Here is a 14,823-nt window from a genome sequence, read left to right as displayed (position 1 = left end):
AGGCCCCGGACACACGAACGGCGCCGGCCTCGTGAAAGGCACGGCGCCGTGGCGCACGCGGGGACGAGGCTTCGAGCCTCAGCCCGGCTGGCAGACCTGCCGGAGGATATCGAGCGACTCCAGCGCCTTGCCCGCGCCCATCACCACGGCGGAGAGCGGGTCCTCGGCGAGGAACACGGGCAGGCCCGTCTCTTCGCGCAAGAGCGTGTCCAGGTTCTTCAGGAGCGCGCCACCACCGGCCAGCACGATGCCCCTGTCGGCGATGTCACCGGCGAGCTCCGGCGGCGTGCGCTCCAGCGTCAGCTTCACGGCCTCGACGATGCCGTTGACGGGCTCGGCGAGCGCGTCGCGGACCTCGTCGCTGGACACCGTCAGCGTGCGCGGCACACCGGCCACCAGGTCGCGACCCTTGATCTCCATGGTCATGACCTCGTCCGTCGGGTACGCGGTGCCAATGCCCATCTTGATGAGCTCGGCCGTGCGCTCACCGATGAGCAGGTTGTACTTGCGCTTCACGTACTGAATGATGGCTTCGTCCAGCTTGTCGCCGCCGATGCGCACGCTCTTGGCGAACACGATGCCGGCCAGGCTGATGACCGCGACGTCGGACGTACCCCCGCCGATATCCACAATCATGTTGCCGCTGGGCTCCGTCACCGGAAGGCCCGCGCCGATGGCCGCCGCCATGGGCTGCTCAATCAGGTAGACCTCGCGCGCTCCCGCGTTCGCCGCCGCCTCACGCACCGCGCGACGCTCCACCTCGGTGATGCCCGAGGGGATGCCGATGATGATGCGCGGATTGACCAGCGTCTTGCGATTGTGCGCGCTCTGGATGAAGTAGCGCAGCATCGCCGCCGTGATTTCGAAGTCGGCGATGACGCCGTCCTTCATCGGCCGGATGGCAACGATGTTGCCCGGCGTCCGCCCCAGCATCTCCTTGGCTTCCTTGCCCACCGCGAGGACCTTCTTGCCCCCGCGCGAGTCATGCTGGACGGCCACCACGGAGGGTTCGTTGGACACGATGCCCTGACCGCGGATGTAGATGAGCGTATTCGCCGTCCCGAGGTCGATGGCGAGGTCGCGCGAAAATAGGGTGTGAAGCCAGTCGAACATACGGGGGCGGAAACTTTCGAAGAGTCGGCGGAATTTCCCGCTGGCGCGTGGGAAGAGCGGTCGCGAAGGTACTACGCGACGCGGCACGGAGGAAGAAAAGCCGGCGGCGCTCCAATAACCGCCTGGGGGGCAGTCGGCCACAGGACTCGGAGGCCCGAGTCCAGGGAGTTCAGGGGGACGCTTCCGAGTGGGCCTGCTCGAAGCGCGAGGCCACCACCCCGGCCTGCTCCGCCTGGCCTTCCGGCAGGCACACGGGCAGTTCCCCCGCCTGTTCCGCCTCCCGATACTCGGGGGTGTGGCGCAGGGCCTCGCTGGTGACGTGGAGCAGGCCATCCCGGACGGGCTCGAACATCAGCGCGGTGAGGTACCAGGCGGGCGCGTAGTCCAGGCGGATGAGCCCGTGCACGCTCCACCGGTGCGGCGCGTAGTCCCACGGGCAGCGGCCGAGCAGCTTCCGGAGCATCCACCCCGTGGCGTACTCGGCGCCGAAGATGAGCGCGGTGTAGGCCAACGCCCGCAGGGGCCGGGGCAGGGGCTTGAGCCGCGCGGAGACCTCCTCGAGCGCCAGCGCCGTGCCCCCATAGATGGGGTGCATCCACAGGTAGGTCCGCGCCGTGGCGCTCCTGTCCCTGCTCAAGGCCGCGCCCGCCCCGGTGAAGAGGACCTCCAACACCCAACCCGTGCACCCGTAGAGCAAGAATCGTGAAAGCACGCGCTCAAGTTAGGTCTGATCCTCCCGGCCGGCAGGCCCCGCCGCGCGCCGAATCGCCGCCTGCCGTGGATGTGCACCGGTGGACGTTCTCCCCGTCCACACGGGGGTGACGGCCACGACTCCGGGCCGATGCGCCGACGCAGCGGCGTTTTCGCTCGGGGGGACATGGCCCTACAGCGCCGTGACGCACCCGCCTGGAGCGGGGCGCCGTCTCCACGCGTCAGCGACAGCCCTGGCCGATGGCGCGAGCCGCGAGCCTCGGCTCGGCGTCCAGGTGTCTGGGCCTCGGGCTTCGCTGGCGGGCCTGGCCTCGGCGTCGAGGTGCTCGGCCCCGGGCTTCGTCGCCGGACCTCGACCTCCGGGAGCGCGGTGCCTTGGCCACGTTGGATGGCGCGGGACTCCGAAGCGAGCCTGCGTGCTCGCGGGGGGCAGCGCCTGTCACCTCGTCCGCGCCAGTAGCCAGGCTCCAGCGGACTGGCGGGCGTGAGGCAGGGCGCGCTTTACGGGCCCAGGTCCGGCGTAGTACCTGAACGAGTGATGCGCTCCCCCGGCACGACATCGCGAATGCCCGGCTCCGGGAGCGAGACGCTCCGGACGGTGCTGCTCGCCTTGGGGGTGGCCCTCGTCCTGGCCACGGTGCTGCGCGCCGAGGCCGCCGAGTGCCCCACGGCGACGGAGCGGGGCTTCTACCTGGACACCGGCGCGACGTCCGTCCGCCAGGGCGCGAAGTCCTCCAAGGGCCCCGCCCGCCGATGGGGCGCGCAGTTCCACGTCACCGACCTGGGGGGCTGGGACGCGGGGCTCCATGTCGGCTCCGGCCCCGCCTTCTCGCCGCCCTCCTCCGCGCGGGGCCGCACCCCCTTCGCGCCCGACCTCCAGGCCCTCCATCGCTGGGGCCGGGAGCGGCGGCACGCCGTCGCGCGCGTCACCTTGAGAGAACGTCGCTCCGCGGCGGCCCCCACCTCGAGCGGGGACATCGCGGACCGTCCCTCCATCGTCACCCGCCCGCTGCGAGGCCCTCCTCGGGGCGCTTGAGCGGTGAGCGTCGCGCCGGAGTTCCTCCGGTACCGAGCGCTTGAGCGAGCCCGGCGGTATTCCGGGCGTTACGACGTCTTTTCCTTTCCTTCGCGCGCGACGGCCCTTGTCTCCGGTTTCCCGGGGTGGGGCAGGTCGTGCCCCAGCCGAGCTTCCCATTCTTGAGGTGACCTGATGCACGGAGCCCACGAGGTCCTCCAGGCCATTGCCATTGTCCTGTGCGTCGCCGCGGTGACGACCGTTCTCTTCCAGAAGCTGCGACAACCCGTGGTGCTGGGCTACATCCTCGCGGGCCTCGTGGTGGGGCCCTTCGTGCCCATTCCACTGGTGGCCAATCCGGACGTCGTCACGACGCTGTCGGAGCTGGGCGTCATCCTGCTGATGTTCTCGCTCGGGCTGGAGTTCAGCCTGCGCAAGCTGTTCTCCGTGGGCTTCACCGCCGGCGTCACCGCCGTCATCCAGTGCAGCATCATGGTGTGGCTGGGCTTCGTGGTGGGCCGGGCCTTCGGGTGGACGACGCTGGAGAGCCTCTTCACCGGCGCGCTCATCGCCATCTCCAGCACCACCATCATCGCCAAGGCGTTCGACGAGCAGGGCATCAAGGGAAAGCTGCGGGAGCTGGTGGTGGGGGTGCTCATCGTCGAGGACCTCATCGCCGTGCTGCTGATGGCGACCCTGACGGCCGTCTCCACGGGCGCGGGCCTGAACGTGAAGGACCTGACGCTCACCACGGGCAAGCTGGTGGCGTTCCTGGTGGGCCTGGTGGCGGTGGGCCTGTTCATCATCCCCCGGGCCATGCGCGCGGTCATCAAGCTGAACCGGCCGGAGACGACGCTGGTGACGAGCGTGGGCATCTGCTTCGCGGTGGCGCTGCTCGCGCAGTCGTTCGGCTACTCGGTGGCGCTCGGCGCGTTCCTCGCGGGCTCGTTGGTGGCGGAGTCGGGTGAGGAGAAGCTGGTGGAGCACCTGGTGCAGCCGGTGCGAGACATGTTCGCGGCCATCTTCTTCGTGTCGGTGGGCATGCTCATCAACCCGGAGCTCATCGTCGAGCACTGGGCGGCCATCCTCGTGCTCACCGTGACGGTCATCGTGGGCAAGCTCATCAGCGTCACGCTGGGCGCCTTCCTCACCGGCAACGGGACGCGCACGTCCGTCCAGGCGGGCATGAGCCTGGCGCAGATTGGCGAGTTCTCCTTCATCATCGCCGGCCTGGGACTGTCGCTGAAGGCGACGGGCAGCTTCATCTATCCGGTGGCGGTGGCCGTGTCCGCCATCACCACGCTGACGACGCCCCTGCTCATCAAGACGTCGGGGCCGGTGGCGACGTGGGTGGACCGCAAGCTGCCCAAGCCGCTGCAGACCTTCGTCACGTTGTACGGCACGTGGGTGGAGCGGCTGCGGCAGGCGCCCCGGCGGGAGACGCTGGGCGCGGGCGTGCGGCGACTGATTCGCCTGCTCGTGCTGGACGCCGTGTTGCTGGTGACGCTGGTGATTGGCACGTCCCTCTCCGCCGAGCGGATGGCCAGCTTCGTGGAGACGCGGACCGGCGTGGACGAGGACGTGTCCAGGAACATCATCCTCGGAGGCGCGGTGCTGCTGGCGGTGCCGTTCATCCTGGGCGTCATCGGCATCGCCCGGCGGCTGGGCGCGACGCTGGCGGAGGCCGCGCTGCCCGCGCGCAAGGACGGCAAGTTGGACCTGGCCGCGGCGCCCCGGCGGGTGCTGCTCGTCACGCTGCAGGTGGGAATCATCCTCCTGGTGAGCATCCCCATCGTCGTGGTGACGCAGCCCTTCCTCAAGGGCGCCACCGGTCCCCTCATCGTGCTGACGCTGGTGGGCGCGCTGGGCGTGGCGTTCTGGCGGGGCGCGACCAATCTGCACGGACACGTGCGCGCCGGAGCGCAGGTCATCGTCGCGGCGCTGGCGGCGCAGTCGCACTCGAAGGAGCCGGGCGCGGAAGAGCACGCGCTGGACCACGTCCAGGGGCTGTTGCCGGGCCTGGGCGCTCCGGCCTCCGTGCGGCTGGAGGAGACGAGCCCCGTGGCGGGCAAGACGCTGGCGCAGGTGAACCTGCGCGGCCTCACGGGCGCGACGGTGCTCGCGATTCAGCGCGGGGAGGAGAGCCTCTCGGTGCCCACCGCGCAGGAGGTGCTGCGGGTGGGTGACGTGCTCGCGCTGACGGGCACGTGCGAGGCGGTGGACGCGGCGAAGGCGCTGCTGTCGGGCGTGGAGCCCGCGGCGCCGCTACCCGAGCCCCCGGCACCGGAGACGCGGGCCCACGGGTAGAACCCGGTGGGTGGGGGCGGCGGCCGTGTCCCGCCGTCCCTACCGCTTCAGCGCGTACTTGCCGATGACGTAGAGGGCGCGCACGCCGTCCTTCCAGCCAATCTTCTTGCCCTCTTCGTACGTGCGCCCGTGGTAGCTGATGGGCACCTCGAAGATGCGCCAGTTGCCGCGCGCCACCTTGGCGGTGATTTCGGGCTCGAAGCCGAAGCGGTTCTCTTCCACCTCGACGGAGCGCAGCACCTCGGCGCGGAAGGCCTTGTAGCAGGTCTCCATGTCCGTGAGGTTCAGCCCGCTCGTCATGTTGGAGAGCGTGGTCAGGATGTTGTTGAGCACCGTGTGCCAGTAGTACAGCACCCGCCGGGGCGTCCCGGTGAACCGGCTGCCGAAGACGACGTCCGCATCTCCGTCGATGATGGGCTGAATCACCTTCGGGATATCCTTCGGGTCATATTCCAGGTCCGCGTCCTGCACGAGGATGATGTCCCCCGTGGACTCGGCGAAGCCGCGCCGCAGCGCCGCGCCCTTGCCCTGGTTCTGCTCCTGGAACAGCACCCGGACTTCGTTCCGGTTCTTGGGGGACCCACCCAATACGCCCACCCCCTGCTCCGCGAGCTGCTGGAGCAGCTCCCGACTTCCGTCCCGGGAACAATCGTCCACCAGGACGAGCTCCTTCGGAAAGTCGACGGCGATGCAGCGGCGCAGCAGCTCCGCGAGGGTGGGAATCTCGTTGTAAACAGGAATGACAAGAGAGACGAGCATGGCGGTGTGCGCTCTACCTCATTTTGACGCGGGGGGCGACTGTCCAGCACCCGGCGCGCTGCACCCAGGTGCATGCCCTTTCCTCGCGCGAGGGTGTGAGATGGGCGGTATCAAGAGTCGCCTGCTTTTCGTGGAATGCTCCGTTGAGGGAGGGCCTAGGGGGGCTCCTCTTTCATGCGGGACAGCGGAAGGGAACGCCATGAACGACCAGCTCGGACGTGCGGTGCGCGGCGCGGTTTCCCTGGAGCGGTTTTCCCTGGTGGATGAGGGCCCCTGGAGGGGTCTGCGGGACTTTTTCCTCGGTGCCTGGAACATGCCGCATGGCCACTGCTACCTGTGGAAACAGGAGCTGGTGGCGCTGCATGTCGTGTCGGACGTGCTCATCGGCGCGGCCTACTTCTTCATTTCGCTGACGCTGTATGCGCTGGTGCGACGCAGCCGCCTGCCATTCGGCGGGATGATTCTGTCCTTCGGCGTCTTCATCGGCGCGTGTGGGCTGACGCACCTGATGGAGGTGTGGAACGTCTGGTATTCGGCCTACTACCTGGCGGGCGGCCTCAAGGCGGTGACGGCGGTGGCGTCGGTGGCCACGGGCATGTACCTGGTGCCGCTGCGCGGGCGGGTGGTGGAGGTGACGGAGGCGGCGCGGCTCTCCGAGGAGCGCCGGGTGCGCCTGGAGAAGAGCTCGCTGGAGCTGGAGGACCTGTACGCGCGGCTGAAGGCGTCGGAGGCGCAGCGCACGGGCTTCTTCGCCAATGTCAGCCATGAGCTGCGCACGCCGCTGACGCTCATCCTGGGGCCGGTGGAGCGGCTGCTGCACGACGGGGAGCTGTCCGAGTCCGCCCGAAAGGACCTGGAGGTGATGCGCCGCAACGCGCGGGTGTTGTTGCGGCACGTGAATGCATTGCTGGACGTGGCCAAGCTGGACGCGGGGAAGATGCGCCTCCAGTACGAGGAGATGGACCTGGCGAGGCTGGTGCGGCTGGGCGCGGAGAACTTCGAGGGCCTGGCGGCGGAGCGGCGGCTGGACTTCGAGGTGGAGCTGCCGGACATGCTGCCGGCGCAGGTGGACTCCGAGAAGCTGGACCGCGTGGTGCTCAACCTCCTGTCCAACGCGGCCAAATTCACTCCGCCGGGCGGCGGCATCCGCGTCGCGCTGAGCTCGGAGGCTGGCCGGGCGCGCCTGGTGGTGGAGGACACCGGGCCGGGGGTGCGGCCGGAGCTGCGGGAGGCCATCTTCGAGCGCTTCCGCCAGGGGGACGAGGCCACGGTGCGGGATTTGGGAGGCACCGGGCTGGGGTTGGCCATCACCCGCGACTTCGTGATGCTGCACGAGGGACGCGTCTGGGTGGAGGACCGGGAGGGAGGGGGCGCCCGCTTCGTGGTGGAGCTGCCGCTGATGGCGCCCGAGGGCGTGAAGCTGATGGCCCGGCCGGAGCTGGAGGTCCGGGTGGAGCAGCGCGCGGCGGCGCGCGCGGAGCTGGACGTGTTGCGGCCGGAGGCGCGGGAGGTGGTGGCATCGACGCGCTCGGAGGACTCGAGCCGCCCGCGCGTGCTGGTGGTGGAGGACACGCGGGAGATGCGCCGCTTCGTGGTGGAGACGCTGTCGAAGGACTTCCAGGTGGCCACCGCGGTGGACGGCGTGGACGGGCTGGTGCAGGCGGAGCGGATGCAGCCGGACGTCATCGTCAGTGACCTGATGATGCCGCGCATGGGGGGAGACCAACTGGTGCGCGCGGTGCGCTCGCGCCCCGGAATCGAGTCCACGCCCATCCTGCTGCTCACCGCGCGCGCGGACGATGCGATGCGGGTGGACCTGCTGCGCTCGGGGGCGCAGGACTACGTGGTGAAGCCCTTCGTGTCCGAGGAGCTGGTGGCGCGGGTGAGGAACCTGGCGGTGATGAAGCGCACGCGCGAGGTGCTCCAGGGCCTGTTGGCCGCGCGCTCGGTGGACCTGGAGGCGATGGCGCGAGAGCTGGGCATGCGCAAGCGCCAGCTGGAGGTGGCGCTGGAGACCACCGAGCGCGCCAGCACGTCGCGCAGCACGCTGCTCCAGTTGGTGTCGCACGAGCTGCGCACGCCGCTGTCGGTGCTCCAGCTCACCCAGCACGCCCTCCAGAAGGAGCTGGGCGGCATGCCACCCCGGGCGCTGGACATGTTCGACCGGATGCACCGCTCCACGGTGCGGCTGCGGGACATGGTGGAGATGGTGCTCCAGTACAACCAGCTCGAAGAGGGCCGGCTGGTGGTGAGGCGTCAGGCGGTGGATTTGGGCGAGGTGGTGGAGGAGGTGGTGGAGGAGGCGCGCGCGGAGGCGCGGCGCAAGGGGCTGGCGCTGGAGCTGGAGCGTCCGCCCGGCAAGGCGGTGGCGCGCACGGACCCGCGCATCGTCCAGATGGTGCTGCTCAACCTGGTGACGAACGCGGTGAAGTACACCGAGCAGGGCGGCGTGTCGGTGGCGGTGGAGGAGCACGCCCAGGGCTGGCGGCTGCGGGTGCGCGACACCGGCCCGGGCATCCCCCGCGCCGCGCAGTCGCGCGTCTTCGAGCCCTTCGCGCACCTGGAGCCCCTGGAGAACAAGTCCAAGCCGGGCGTGGGCCTGGGGCTGACGCTGGTGCGGGAGATGGTGTCGGTGCTGGGCGGCGTCGTCTCGGTGGCCTCCGAGCCCGGCGTCGGCAGCGAGTTCACCGTCGAGCTGCCGTCCTGAGCGCCTCCATCAGCGCCTCCAGGTCCGCGTCGGTGGTGAGGGGGTTGATGAGGGTGACGCGCAGGTACACGCCTCCGGGCAGCTTCGTCTGCACCAGGTAGAAGTCCCCGCGCGTCACCAGCCGCTCGCGCAGGCGCGCCTGCAGGGCATCCCACTCCTCGGGCGGGACGTGCGCGGGCGTGTGGCGGAAGCAGACGATGTTGCAGTCGGGGGAGACGGGCACGTCGAAGTCGGGGGCGGCGGACAGGCGCTCGGCGAAGCGGCGGGCCAGGGTGTATGACTCCGTCACCGCGTCCGCGAACAGGCGCGTGCCCAGCACGCTGAGGCAGGCGTAGAGCTTGAGCGCCATCATCTCCTTGGTGCACTCCATCGTCCTCAGGCCCACGTCGCTCCAGGGGCGCTGCGTGTCGCCGAAGAGGTAGCTGGCCTCCTGGGCGAAGGACTCGAAGGAGCGCGCGCCGTCGCGGAAGAGGACGGCCGTGATGAGCGCGGGCATCAGCAGGCCCTTGTGCGCGTCCCAGACGACGGAGTCGGCGCGGTCGATGCCGCGCGCCTGGTGGCGGTACTCGGAGCTGAGCACGGAGGCGGCGCCATGCGCGGCGTCCACGTGGAACCACAGGCCGTGGCGCTCGCAGAAGTCGGCCACGGGCTCCAGCGGGTCGAACGCGCCGGTGGCGGTGGAGCCGGCGCTGGCGACGACGGCGATGACCTTGCGCCCCGCGCGCGTGGCCGCCTCCAGCGCGGGCTCCAGGCCCTCCGGACGCAGGCGGAAGCGCTCATCGACGGGGAGGGGCACCACGCCGCCCGAGCCCCAGCCCATGACGCGCGTGGCGCGCGACAGGCAGTAGTGCGCGGTCGTCGGCACCAGCACGGCGAGCGGCGGCCCCGCGTGCGCGCCTTCGTTCCACGCGTCATAGCCGGCCTTCGCCTGCCGCGCGGCGAGCAGCGCGGTGAGGTTGCCGAGCGAGCCGCCCGAGGTCAGCACCCCGTCGCTGGACTCCGGCAGGCCCAGGCGCGCCGCCATCCACCTGAGCACGTTGCGCTCCATGGCGGTGGAGACGGGGCCCATCTCGTACACGGCCATGCCGTTGTTGAGCAGGGAGGACACGGCGTCGCACAGCGCGGCCAGGGGCACCGGGGCCGTCACCTGGTGGCCGACGTAGCGCGGGTGGTGCAGGTGGTTGGAGCCGGAGAGCACGCGTGCCACCAGCTCCGTGAAGTCGCCCGTGGGCTCCTCCGGGAAGGACGCGGCGAAGCGGTCCACGTTCACCGCGGGCGCCGCCCACGGCAGCACGGGCATTCCCTCGCCGCGTTCCGCCTGGCCCAGGTAGTCCGCCAGCGTGTCCACCAGGGTGCGGCCCTCGCGACGGAAGGCCTCGGTGTCATAGGCGGCGGCGATGCGCTCACGAAAGTCGGTCATGGCGGAGCGGGAACCTATCCGTATCGGGTGGCGACGTCCTCGGCCGCGCGCGGAGTGTCCGAAGTCCCGCTCGCCAATGAACGACCCTCGCGGACGTGCGGCGGGGAGGAGGGGGCCCAGGGTCGCGCACGATTCGCGCGGACGTGCGGCGCGGGCAGGCAAGCAGGCTGGCCCGCGCACTCGAAACGCATTATCTCCAGGGGAACGGGCGCGGCCGATGCGCCCGGCGGAGGAGACACGCCATGGCGGACGCGAAGCAGGTCTCGATTACGTACTGCAATTCCTGAGGCTACAAGCCTCGGGCCGCCCGTGCGGCGGCCGTGCTGAAGGATGAGCTGGATGTGGAGACGGAGCTGAAGCCAGGACCGTCGGGCAGCTACGAGGTCCGGGTCGGCGACAAGGTGGTCATCCGGAAGGACTCGCTGGCCTTCCCCACGGACCAGGAGGTGGTCGACGCGGTGGCGCGCGCCCTGGACGGATGAGCCGCGCACGAGGGCGACCCGGAGCGGAACTCCAGGTCGCCTTCGTCACTTCAGCGCTTGATGAACTTCATCGCCGGCCTGTCGTTCTTGCCCTTGCCCGCGGCCTTCAGGGCCACGGGGTCCAGGCCGGACAGGTGCAGCGCCGTCGCGTACAGGTGGCCCGCGTCGGAGATGAAGCTGTTGGCGTTCTTGGTCCGCCCCGAAATCAGCAGGCCCGTGTCCGGGTCGAAGGCCGGGTCCAACGTGCCGTCCGGCATCATGGGGATGCCATCCAGCGACACGCTGCCCACGCGGCCGTACTGCGTGTTGCCGCGCACGGTGCCGCCCAGGAAGGCCGCGCTGTTCACCCGCCAGTGCTGGCAGCAGTCCTGGAGCATGATCTCCTCGTACTTCTGCGCGTCCGTCACGTCCGCCTTGGTGAGGATGCCCTCCACGTCGCCCTGAATCGTGCGGCCCATCTCCGAGGCGAGGACGATGGTGGTGAAGTCGTAGTAGCTCTTGCCCGTCGTCCCGTACGGCGTCGACTTGAGCTTCGCCACCAGCGTCTTGAGCGGGTCCCAGAGGTTCTTGCGCATGGTGTCGCGCTGCTCCGTCTGGCCCTTGTTGTTCATGATGGAGCGCCTGTCCCGGTGCGTGTCGAACTGGCGCAGGCCCCGGTTCTCGATGAAGAAGCCGATGGACAGCCCCTTCGTCATCATCTCGTACGTCATCAACGCCTGCACGTTGGTGTTGGGCGTCTCCTTCGTGCGGGCGGGGTTGCCGTTGATGGACGAGGAGTCGGTGGCCTCGTCCGCGGCGGTGACGCCGAACTCGGCGCGCAGCGTGGTGTTGGTGAAGAGCGTGCGCGGGTCCAGGTTGATGCTGCCGCCGGCCGTCAGCGCGCGGTGAATCTGGAGCGCGGACGAGAAGGCGCGCACCGACTCGCTGTTCTTCTCCGCCAGGAAGCTGGCCTGGAGGTTGTCGGTGAACTGGCGGATGCGCGCGTCGCGCTGCCCCTGCGCCACGTTGCCCAGCGAGGCCAGCCTGTCGCGCATCGCGGCGGGCGTCTTGCCGTAGAGCGTGTGGGCGTGCACCGGGCCCAGCTTCTCGTAGTAGCCGGTGCCCTCCGGATAGGACGGAATGGACAGCTCACCGTCCGACAGCCAGCGGTGCCAGGAGACGTGGGGCAACAGGAAGCCCGTGCCGTACGCCTCGCAGAAGGCCTGCATCACCGTGCGCTCGTCCGCGTTGCGCTTGCCGGACAGCGACGCGCTGTACTTGCCGTAGTGGTACTCCCACCGGCCGCCGGAGTGGAAGGTGTTGCCGTTGTGGCTGGACACCACCGCCATGTCCGGGAACAGGTCCAGGCCGTCCTGCGCCAGGTAGCCGTACTGGATGTTGCCCTTCGTCCGCGGCGGGTCCCAGGGCGTGGTGCCGTAGTTCTTCGGACGATACCGGTGCTGCGTCCACGAGGGCACGGGCCGCAGCTCTCCCGCGGGGATGACCCGGATGGAGTCATTGGGCGTGTGGACGGGGTTGAGCATCGAGTACCCGTCCCAGCCTCCCTCCTGGAACCAGTAGATGAGGAAGTGCGGGTTGTCGGCCTCGGCGGCGGCGGCCTCGGCGAAGCCCAGCTCCTTCTTCGTCCCGGGCACCCCGAAGGAGCGGAAGAAGCGGAGCCAGTCCAGGGTGCTGATGGCGGCGCCCGCTGCGGCGCCCGCGAGGAATCGGCGGCGGTTCATGGCGGCGGTCCTTTGGGGCGCGGTTACTGGCGCAGGTATTCGGGCGAGGTGGCGAGAGACTTGAGCACGGCCTTCAGGTTGCCGTGCTGCGCCTGGCTGACGTCCCACAGGCGCTTGTAGATGACGCGCTCGTCCTCCAGGTGCCGCATCTCCCGGCCGAAGAGGAGGGCGTACTGGGCGTTGAGCGTGCGTCGCACGAAGGCTTCCTTCTTCACCGCCTGGGTGGCGAAGGCCTCCATGCCCGAGCCCTTGAAGGCATACGTGGTGGCCAGGTTCCGGTCCGTGTCGTCCAGCGTGACGCCCTGCTCGTCCGCCGTGCGGAAGTTGCCCTCGTCGTCCCACTTCAAGCGCTGGTGCGCCAGCGGGGTGAGCGTCTGGTGGCACGAGAAGCAGATGCTGCTGGGGTCCACCGTGGAGGAGGCCGTGGCCGCGCCGCGCATGTCGAAGACCTCGGCGGGCACCTCGTACATCGTGCCCATGAAGTCCGTCATCACGCGGGCCGCGTAGTTGTAGTGAGGCAGGCCGGGCTTGTTCTTGATGAAGCCCTTCATGGTGAGCACGCCCGTCTTGCCGTGCTGCGAGGGCCGCGCCACCTGCTTGAAGGCCGCGTCCACCGAGTAGTCACCGACGAGCAGCTCTTGCAGCGGCCGCTCCTGGTCGACGAGGAAGGTCCACAGGCGCGCGGGCTCGTCCGTGTCCGCGGTGCCCTCGCTCTCCGTGCGCACGCGCATGCGGCGGAAGTAGTTGGAGCGGAAGTCCGCTGACGCCAGATAGGCGTCCACCAGGGCCTCCCACGTCTTCGTGCCGCTCTCCAGCGCGGTGAAGTCCGCGGCCGTGGGCGGGTGGCCGAGGAGGTCCTGCGCCAGCTTCACCAGCAGCAGCCTGTCGCGCTCCTTGCCGGAGAGCGTCTCGTAGGAGGGTGGCAGCGTGAAGAGGAAGTCGGGGGCGCGCATCAGGCCCTCGCACAGGCCGCTCCACGCCTTGGTGGCGTTGGCCTCGATGTCCATCAGGCTCGTCACCAGCGCGTAGCCGTTGGAGCGCTCCTGCGACGTCGCGGCGCGGTACAGCATCCGCCGGTAGAGGGTGTCCACCTTGGCCTTCGCCGCGTCCGCGCGAGTCGTGCCGGTGGCGGCCTCCGTGGGGCCGTACACCACCAGCGCGTCCACGTGCAGGTTGCGGTCGCAGACGCCCGTCTCGCCGTAGTCGTTGGTGAAGCCCACCGTGAGGATGTGGTCCCCGCTGGTGACGGCCTGCGTGTGCACGAAGTCCGCGTAGGCCGTGTTGTTGGGGACGGTCCACTCCTTCACCAGCACGCCGTCCACCTTGAGCTGCATGTTCGGCAGGTCCGGGCCGCACAGGTCTCCCTTGGCCTTCACCGTGAAGCGGTAGGTGGCGGACGCGGGGAAGACATACGGCTGGAGCGTGGTGAGGGTGCCGGTGGTGTAGAGGTTCCACCCGGTGCTGCCGGACTTGCCGCCCGTGCTCGCGAGAATCTGCGTGCCCGGGGGAATGGTGGTGCCGTCCTTCGCGGCGGCCTCCATCTCATACGTCTTGGTGGAGGGCGCGGGGATGTCCGTCAGCGGCAGGCCCAGGTCCAGGCCGGAGAAGGGCCCCGTCTTCGCGGTGGCGGCCGTGAGGCACACGTCGCGAGACAGGTCATCCAGGCCCAGGAAGAAGTCGGCCGAGGCCACGCGCGCCTCGACGAAGTGGTCCTTGTAGTCCACGCCGCCGAACACGCCCACGTTCTGCGCGAAGCGGTCCACGCCACCGCGCACCCAGTCGTCGTTGAAGACGGCCTTCACCTTGCCCTTGAGCTGGTCGTAGCTCAGGAAGGGATTGTCATACGTGGCGACGGCCGGGCCGCCGTAGGCCTCCAGCAGCGCCGGAGGAAACTCCTCGTCCGGAGGCGACGAGGGCTGCCGCGTCTCCACCGCCGCCAACTGGCAGGTGAGGCTGGCCACGGCGGCGATCTCCTGCGCGCTCCAGGCCGGCTGCGCCCGCGGCATCCGCGCGCTCTCGTCCGTGGTGACCAGGCGCGACAACATGGAGCCCGACGACGGGGTGAGGTAGCCCGCCGCGCGGATGGCGTAGAAGTTCTCCACGCCGTTGAGGCCCACCTTGAAGAGCCGTCCGCTGGTGGGCGCGTGGCAGGAGATACAGCCCGACGTCTCCCGCACCAATGCGGGCTGCACCACGCGGTTGAAGTCGTTGGCGATGCCCGCGAGCGTCACCCCGGCGGGCACGCTCTCCAAATCACACGGCAGCGAACCATCCTGCTGGACCGGGGGAGGGGGCGGGTTCGGATTGTCGTAATCCGGCGCACCTTGCATGTCGAGCGTCGCCTCGCCGAGGCAACCGGCGGCGAATGACGCGAGCACTGCCACTGCGAGGCTCCACGGGCGCGGGGGGGTAGCGCTCATGTTGCCCTCCAGGGGTAGGGGTGAGGGGTGACCCCATGCTGGCACGACCGTGGGGCGATTGACCAGTCGTCAACATGGCGCATTCAGAGAAAACAGGAAGTTATCGGATTTGTTGGGGCTCCAGTTGCCGGTGCTGGCGAGGAAGCAGGGGGGCGAGGGGTGCTCCCA

Annotated in this window: 10 protein-coding genes; 4 read left to right on the top strand and 6 right to left on the bottom strand. The window is 69.7% G+C overall.

Annotated elements, in window-relative coordinates; translation table 11 throughout:
* Nucleotides 1–78: 78 nt before the first annotated feature.
* Nucleotides 79–1,113 (bottom strand): rod shape-determining protein, encoded by a 1,035-nt coding sequence (locus tag HUW62_RS18410; RefSeq protein WP_163864204.1) that lies wholly within the window; start codon nucleotides 1,111–1,113, stop codon nucleotides 79–81.
* Between the two features lie 169 nt (nucleotides 1,114–1,282).
* Nucleotides 1,283–1,825, bottom strand: a complete 543-nt coding sequence (locus tag HUW62_RS18405; RefSeq protein WP_163864203.1) for a hypothetical protein — start codon at nucleotides 1,823–1,825, stop codon at nucleotides 1,283–1,285.
* A 564-nt stretch (nucleotides 1,826–2,389) separates the two neighbouring features.
* On the opposite strand from HUW62_RS18405, the gene HUW62_RS18400 reads away from it, so the two are divergent.
* Entirely contained in the window at nucleotides 2,390–2,860 is a 471-nt protein-coding gene (locus HUW62_RS18400) for a hypothetical protein (RefSeq protein WP_163864202.1), read from the top strand.
* A gap of 174 nt (nucleotides 2,861–3,034) precedes the next feature.
* Entirely contained in the window at nucleotides 3,035–5,146 is a 2,112-nt protein-coding gene (locus tag HUW62_RS18395; RefSeq protein WP_163864201.1) for a cation:proton antiporter, read from the top strand.
* Between the two features lie 39 nt (nucleotides 5,147–5,185).
* On the opposite strand, the gene HUW62_RS18390 is transcribed toward HUW62_RS18395, so the two are convergent.
* Nucleotides 5,186–5,905, bottom strand: a complete 720-nt coding sequence (locus HUW62_RS18390) for a glycosyltransferase family 2 protein (protein ID WP_163864200.1) — start codon at nucleotides 5,903–5,905, stop codon at nucleotides 5,186–5,188.
* 199 nt (nucleotides 5,906–6,104) lie between these two features.
* On the opposite strand from HUW62_RS18390, the gene HUW62_RS18385 reads away from it, so the two are divergent.
* On the top strand, nucleotides 6,105–8,612 hold the full coding sequence (locus tag HUW62_RS18385) for an ATP-binding protein (RefSeq protein WP_176435152.1): 2,508 nt from the start codon (nucleotides 6,105–6,107) through the stop codon (nucleotides 8,610–8,612).
* Here the strand turns inward: HUW62_RS18385 and HUW62_RS18380 are convergent.
* Nucleotides 8,590–10,032 (bottom strand): aminotransferase class I/II-fold pyridoxal phosphate-dependent enzyme, encoded by a 1,443-nt coding sequence (locus tag HUW62_RS18380; RefSeq protein WP_176435151.1) that lies wholly within the window; start codon nucleotides 10,030–10,032, stop codon nucleotides 8,590–8,592. The two genes, HUW62_RS18385 and HUW62_RS18380, sit on opposite strands and share 23 nt — an antisense overlap.
* A 242-nt stretch (nucleotides 10,033–10,274) precedes the next feature.
* Between HUW62_RS18380 and HUW62_RS18375 the strand changes: the two genes are divergently transcribed.
* Nucleotides 10,275–10,514 carry a SelT/SelW/SelH family protein gene (locus HUW62_RS18375; protein ID WP_240356218.1) on the top strand — a complete coding sequence of 80 codons (240 nt, stop codon included), beginning with the start codon at nucleotides 10,275–10,277 and terminating at the stop codon, nucleotides 10,512–10,514.
* 50 nt (nucleotides 10,515–10,564) lie between these two features.
* Here the strand turns inward: HUW62_RS18375 and HUW62_RS18370 are convergent, their stop codons facing one another.
* Both HUW62_RS18370 and HUW62_RS18365 read right to left on the bottom strand, forming a co-directional pair.
* Nucleotides 10,565–12,235: a DUF1501 domain-containing protein gene (locus HUW62_RS18370; protein ID WP_163864197.1), complete on the bottom strand. Its 1,671-nt coding sequence runs from the start codon at nucleotides 12,233–12,235 to the stop codon at nucleotides 10,565–10,567.
* Between the two features lie 23 nt (nucleotides 12,236–12,258).
* Nucleotides 12,259–14,655, bottom strand: coding sequence for a carbohydrate-binding domain-containing protein (locus tag HUW62_RS18365; protein ID WP_176435150.1), 2,397 nt, complete (start codon nucleotides 14,653–14,655; stop codon nucleotides 12,259–12,261).
* Nucleotides 14,656–14,823: the final 168 nt, after the last annotated feature.

This window comes from Myxococcus sp. AM011, assembly GCF_013372595.1.
Classification (GTDB): Bacteria; Myxococcota; Myxococcia; order Myxococcales; family Myxococcaceae; genus Myxococcus; species Myxococcus eversor.
This window is presented reverse-complemented; position numbering and strand designations above follow the sequence as displayed.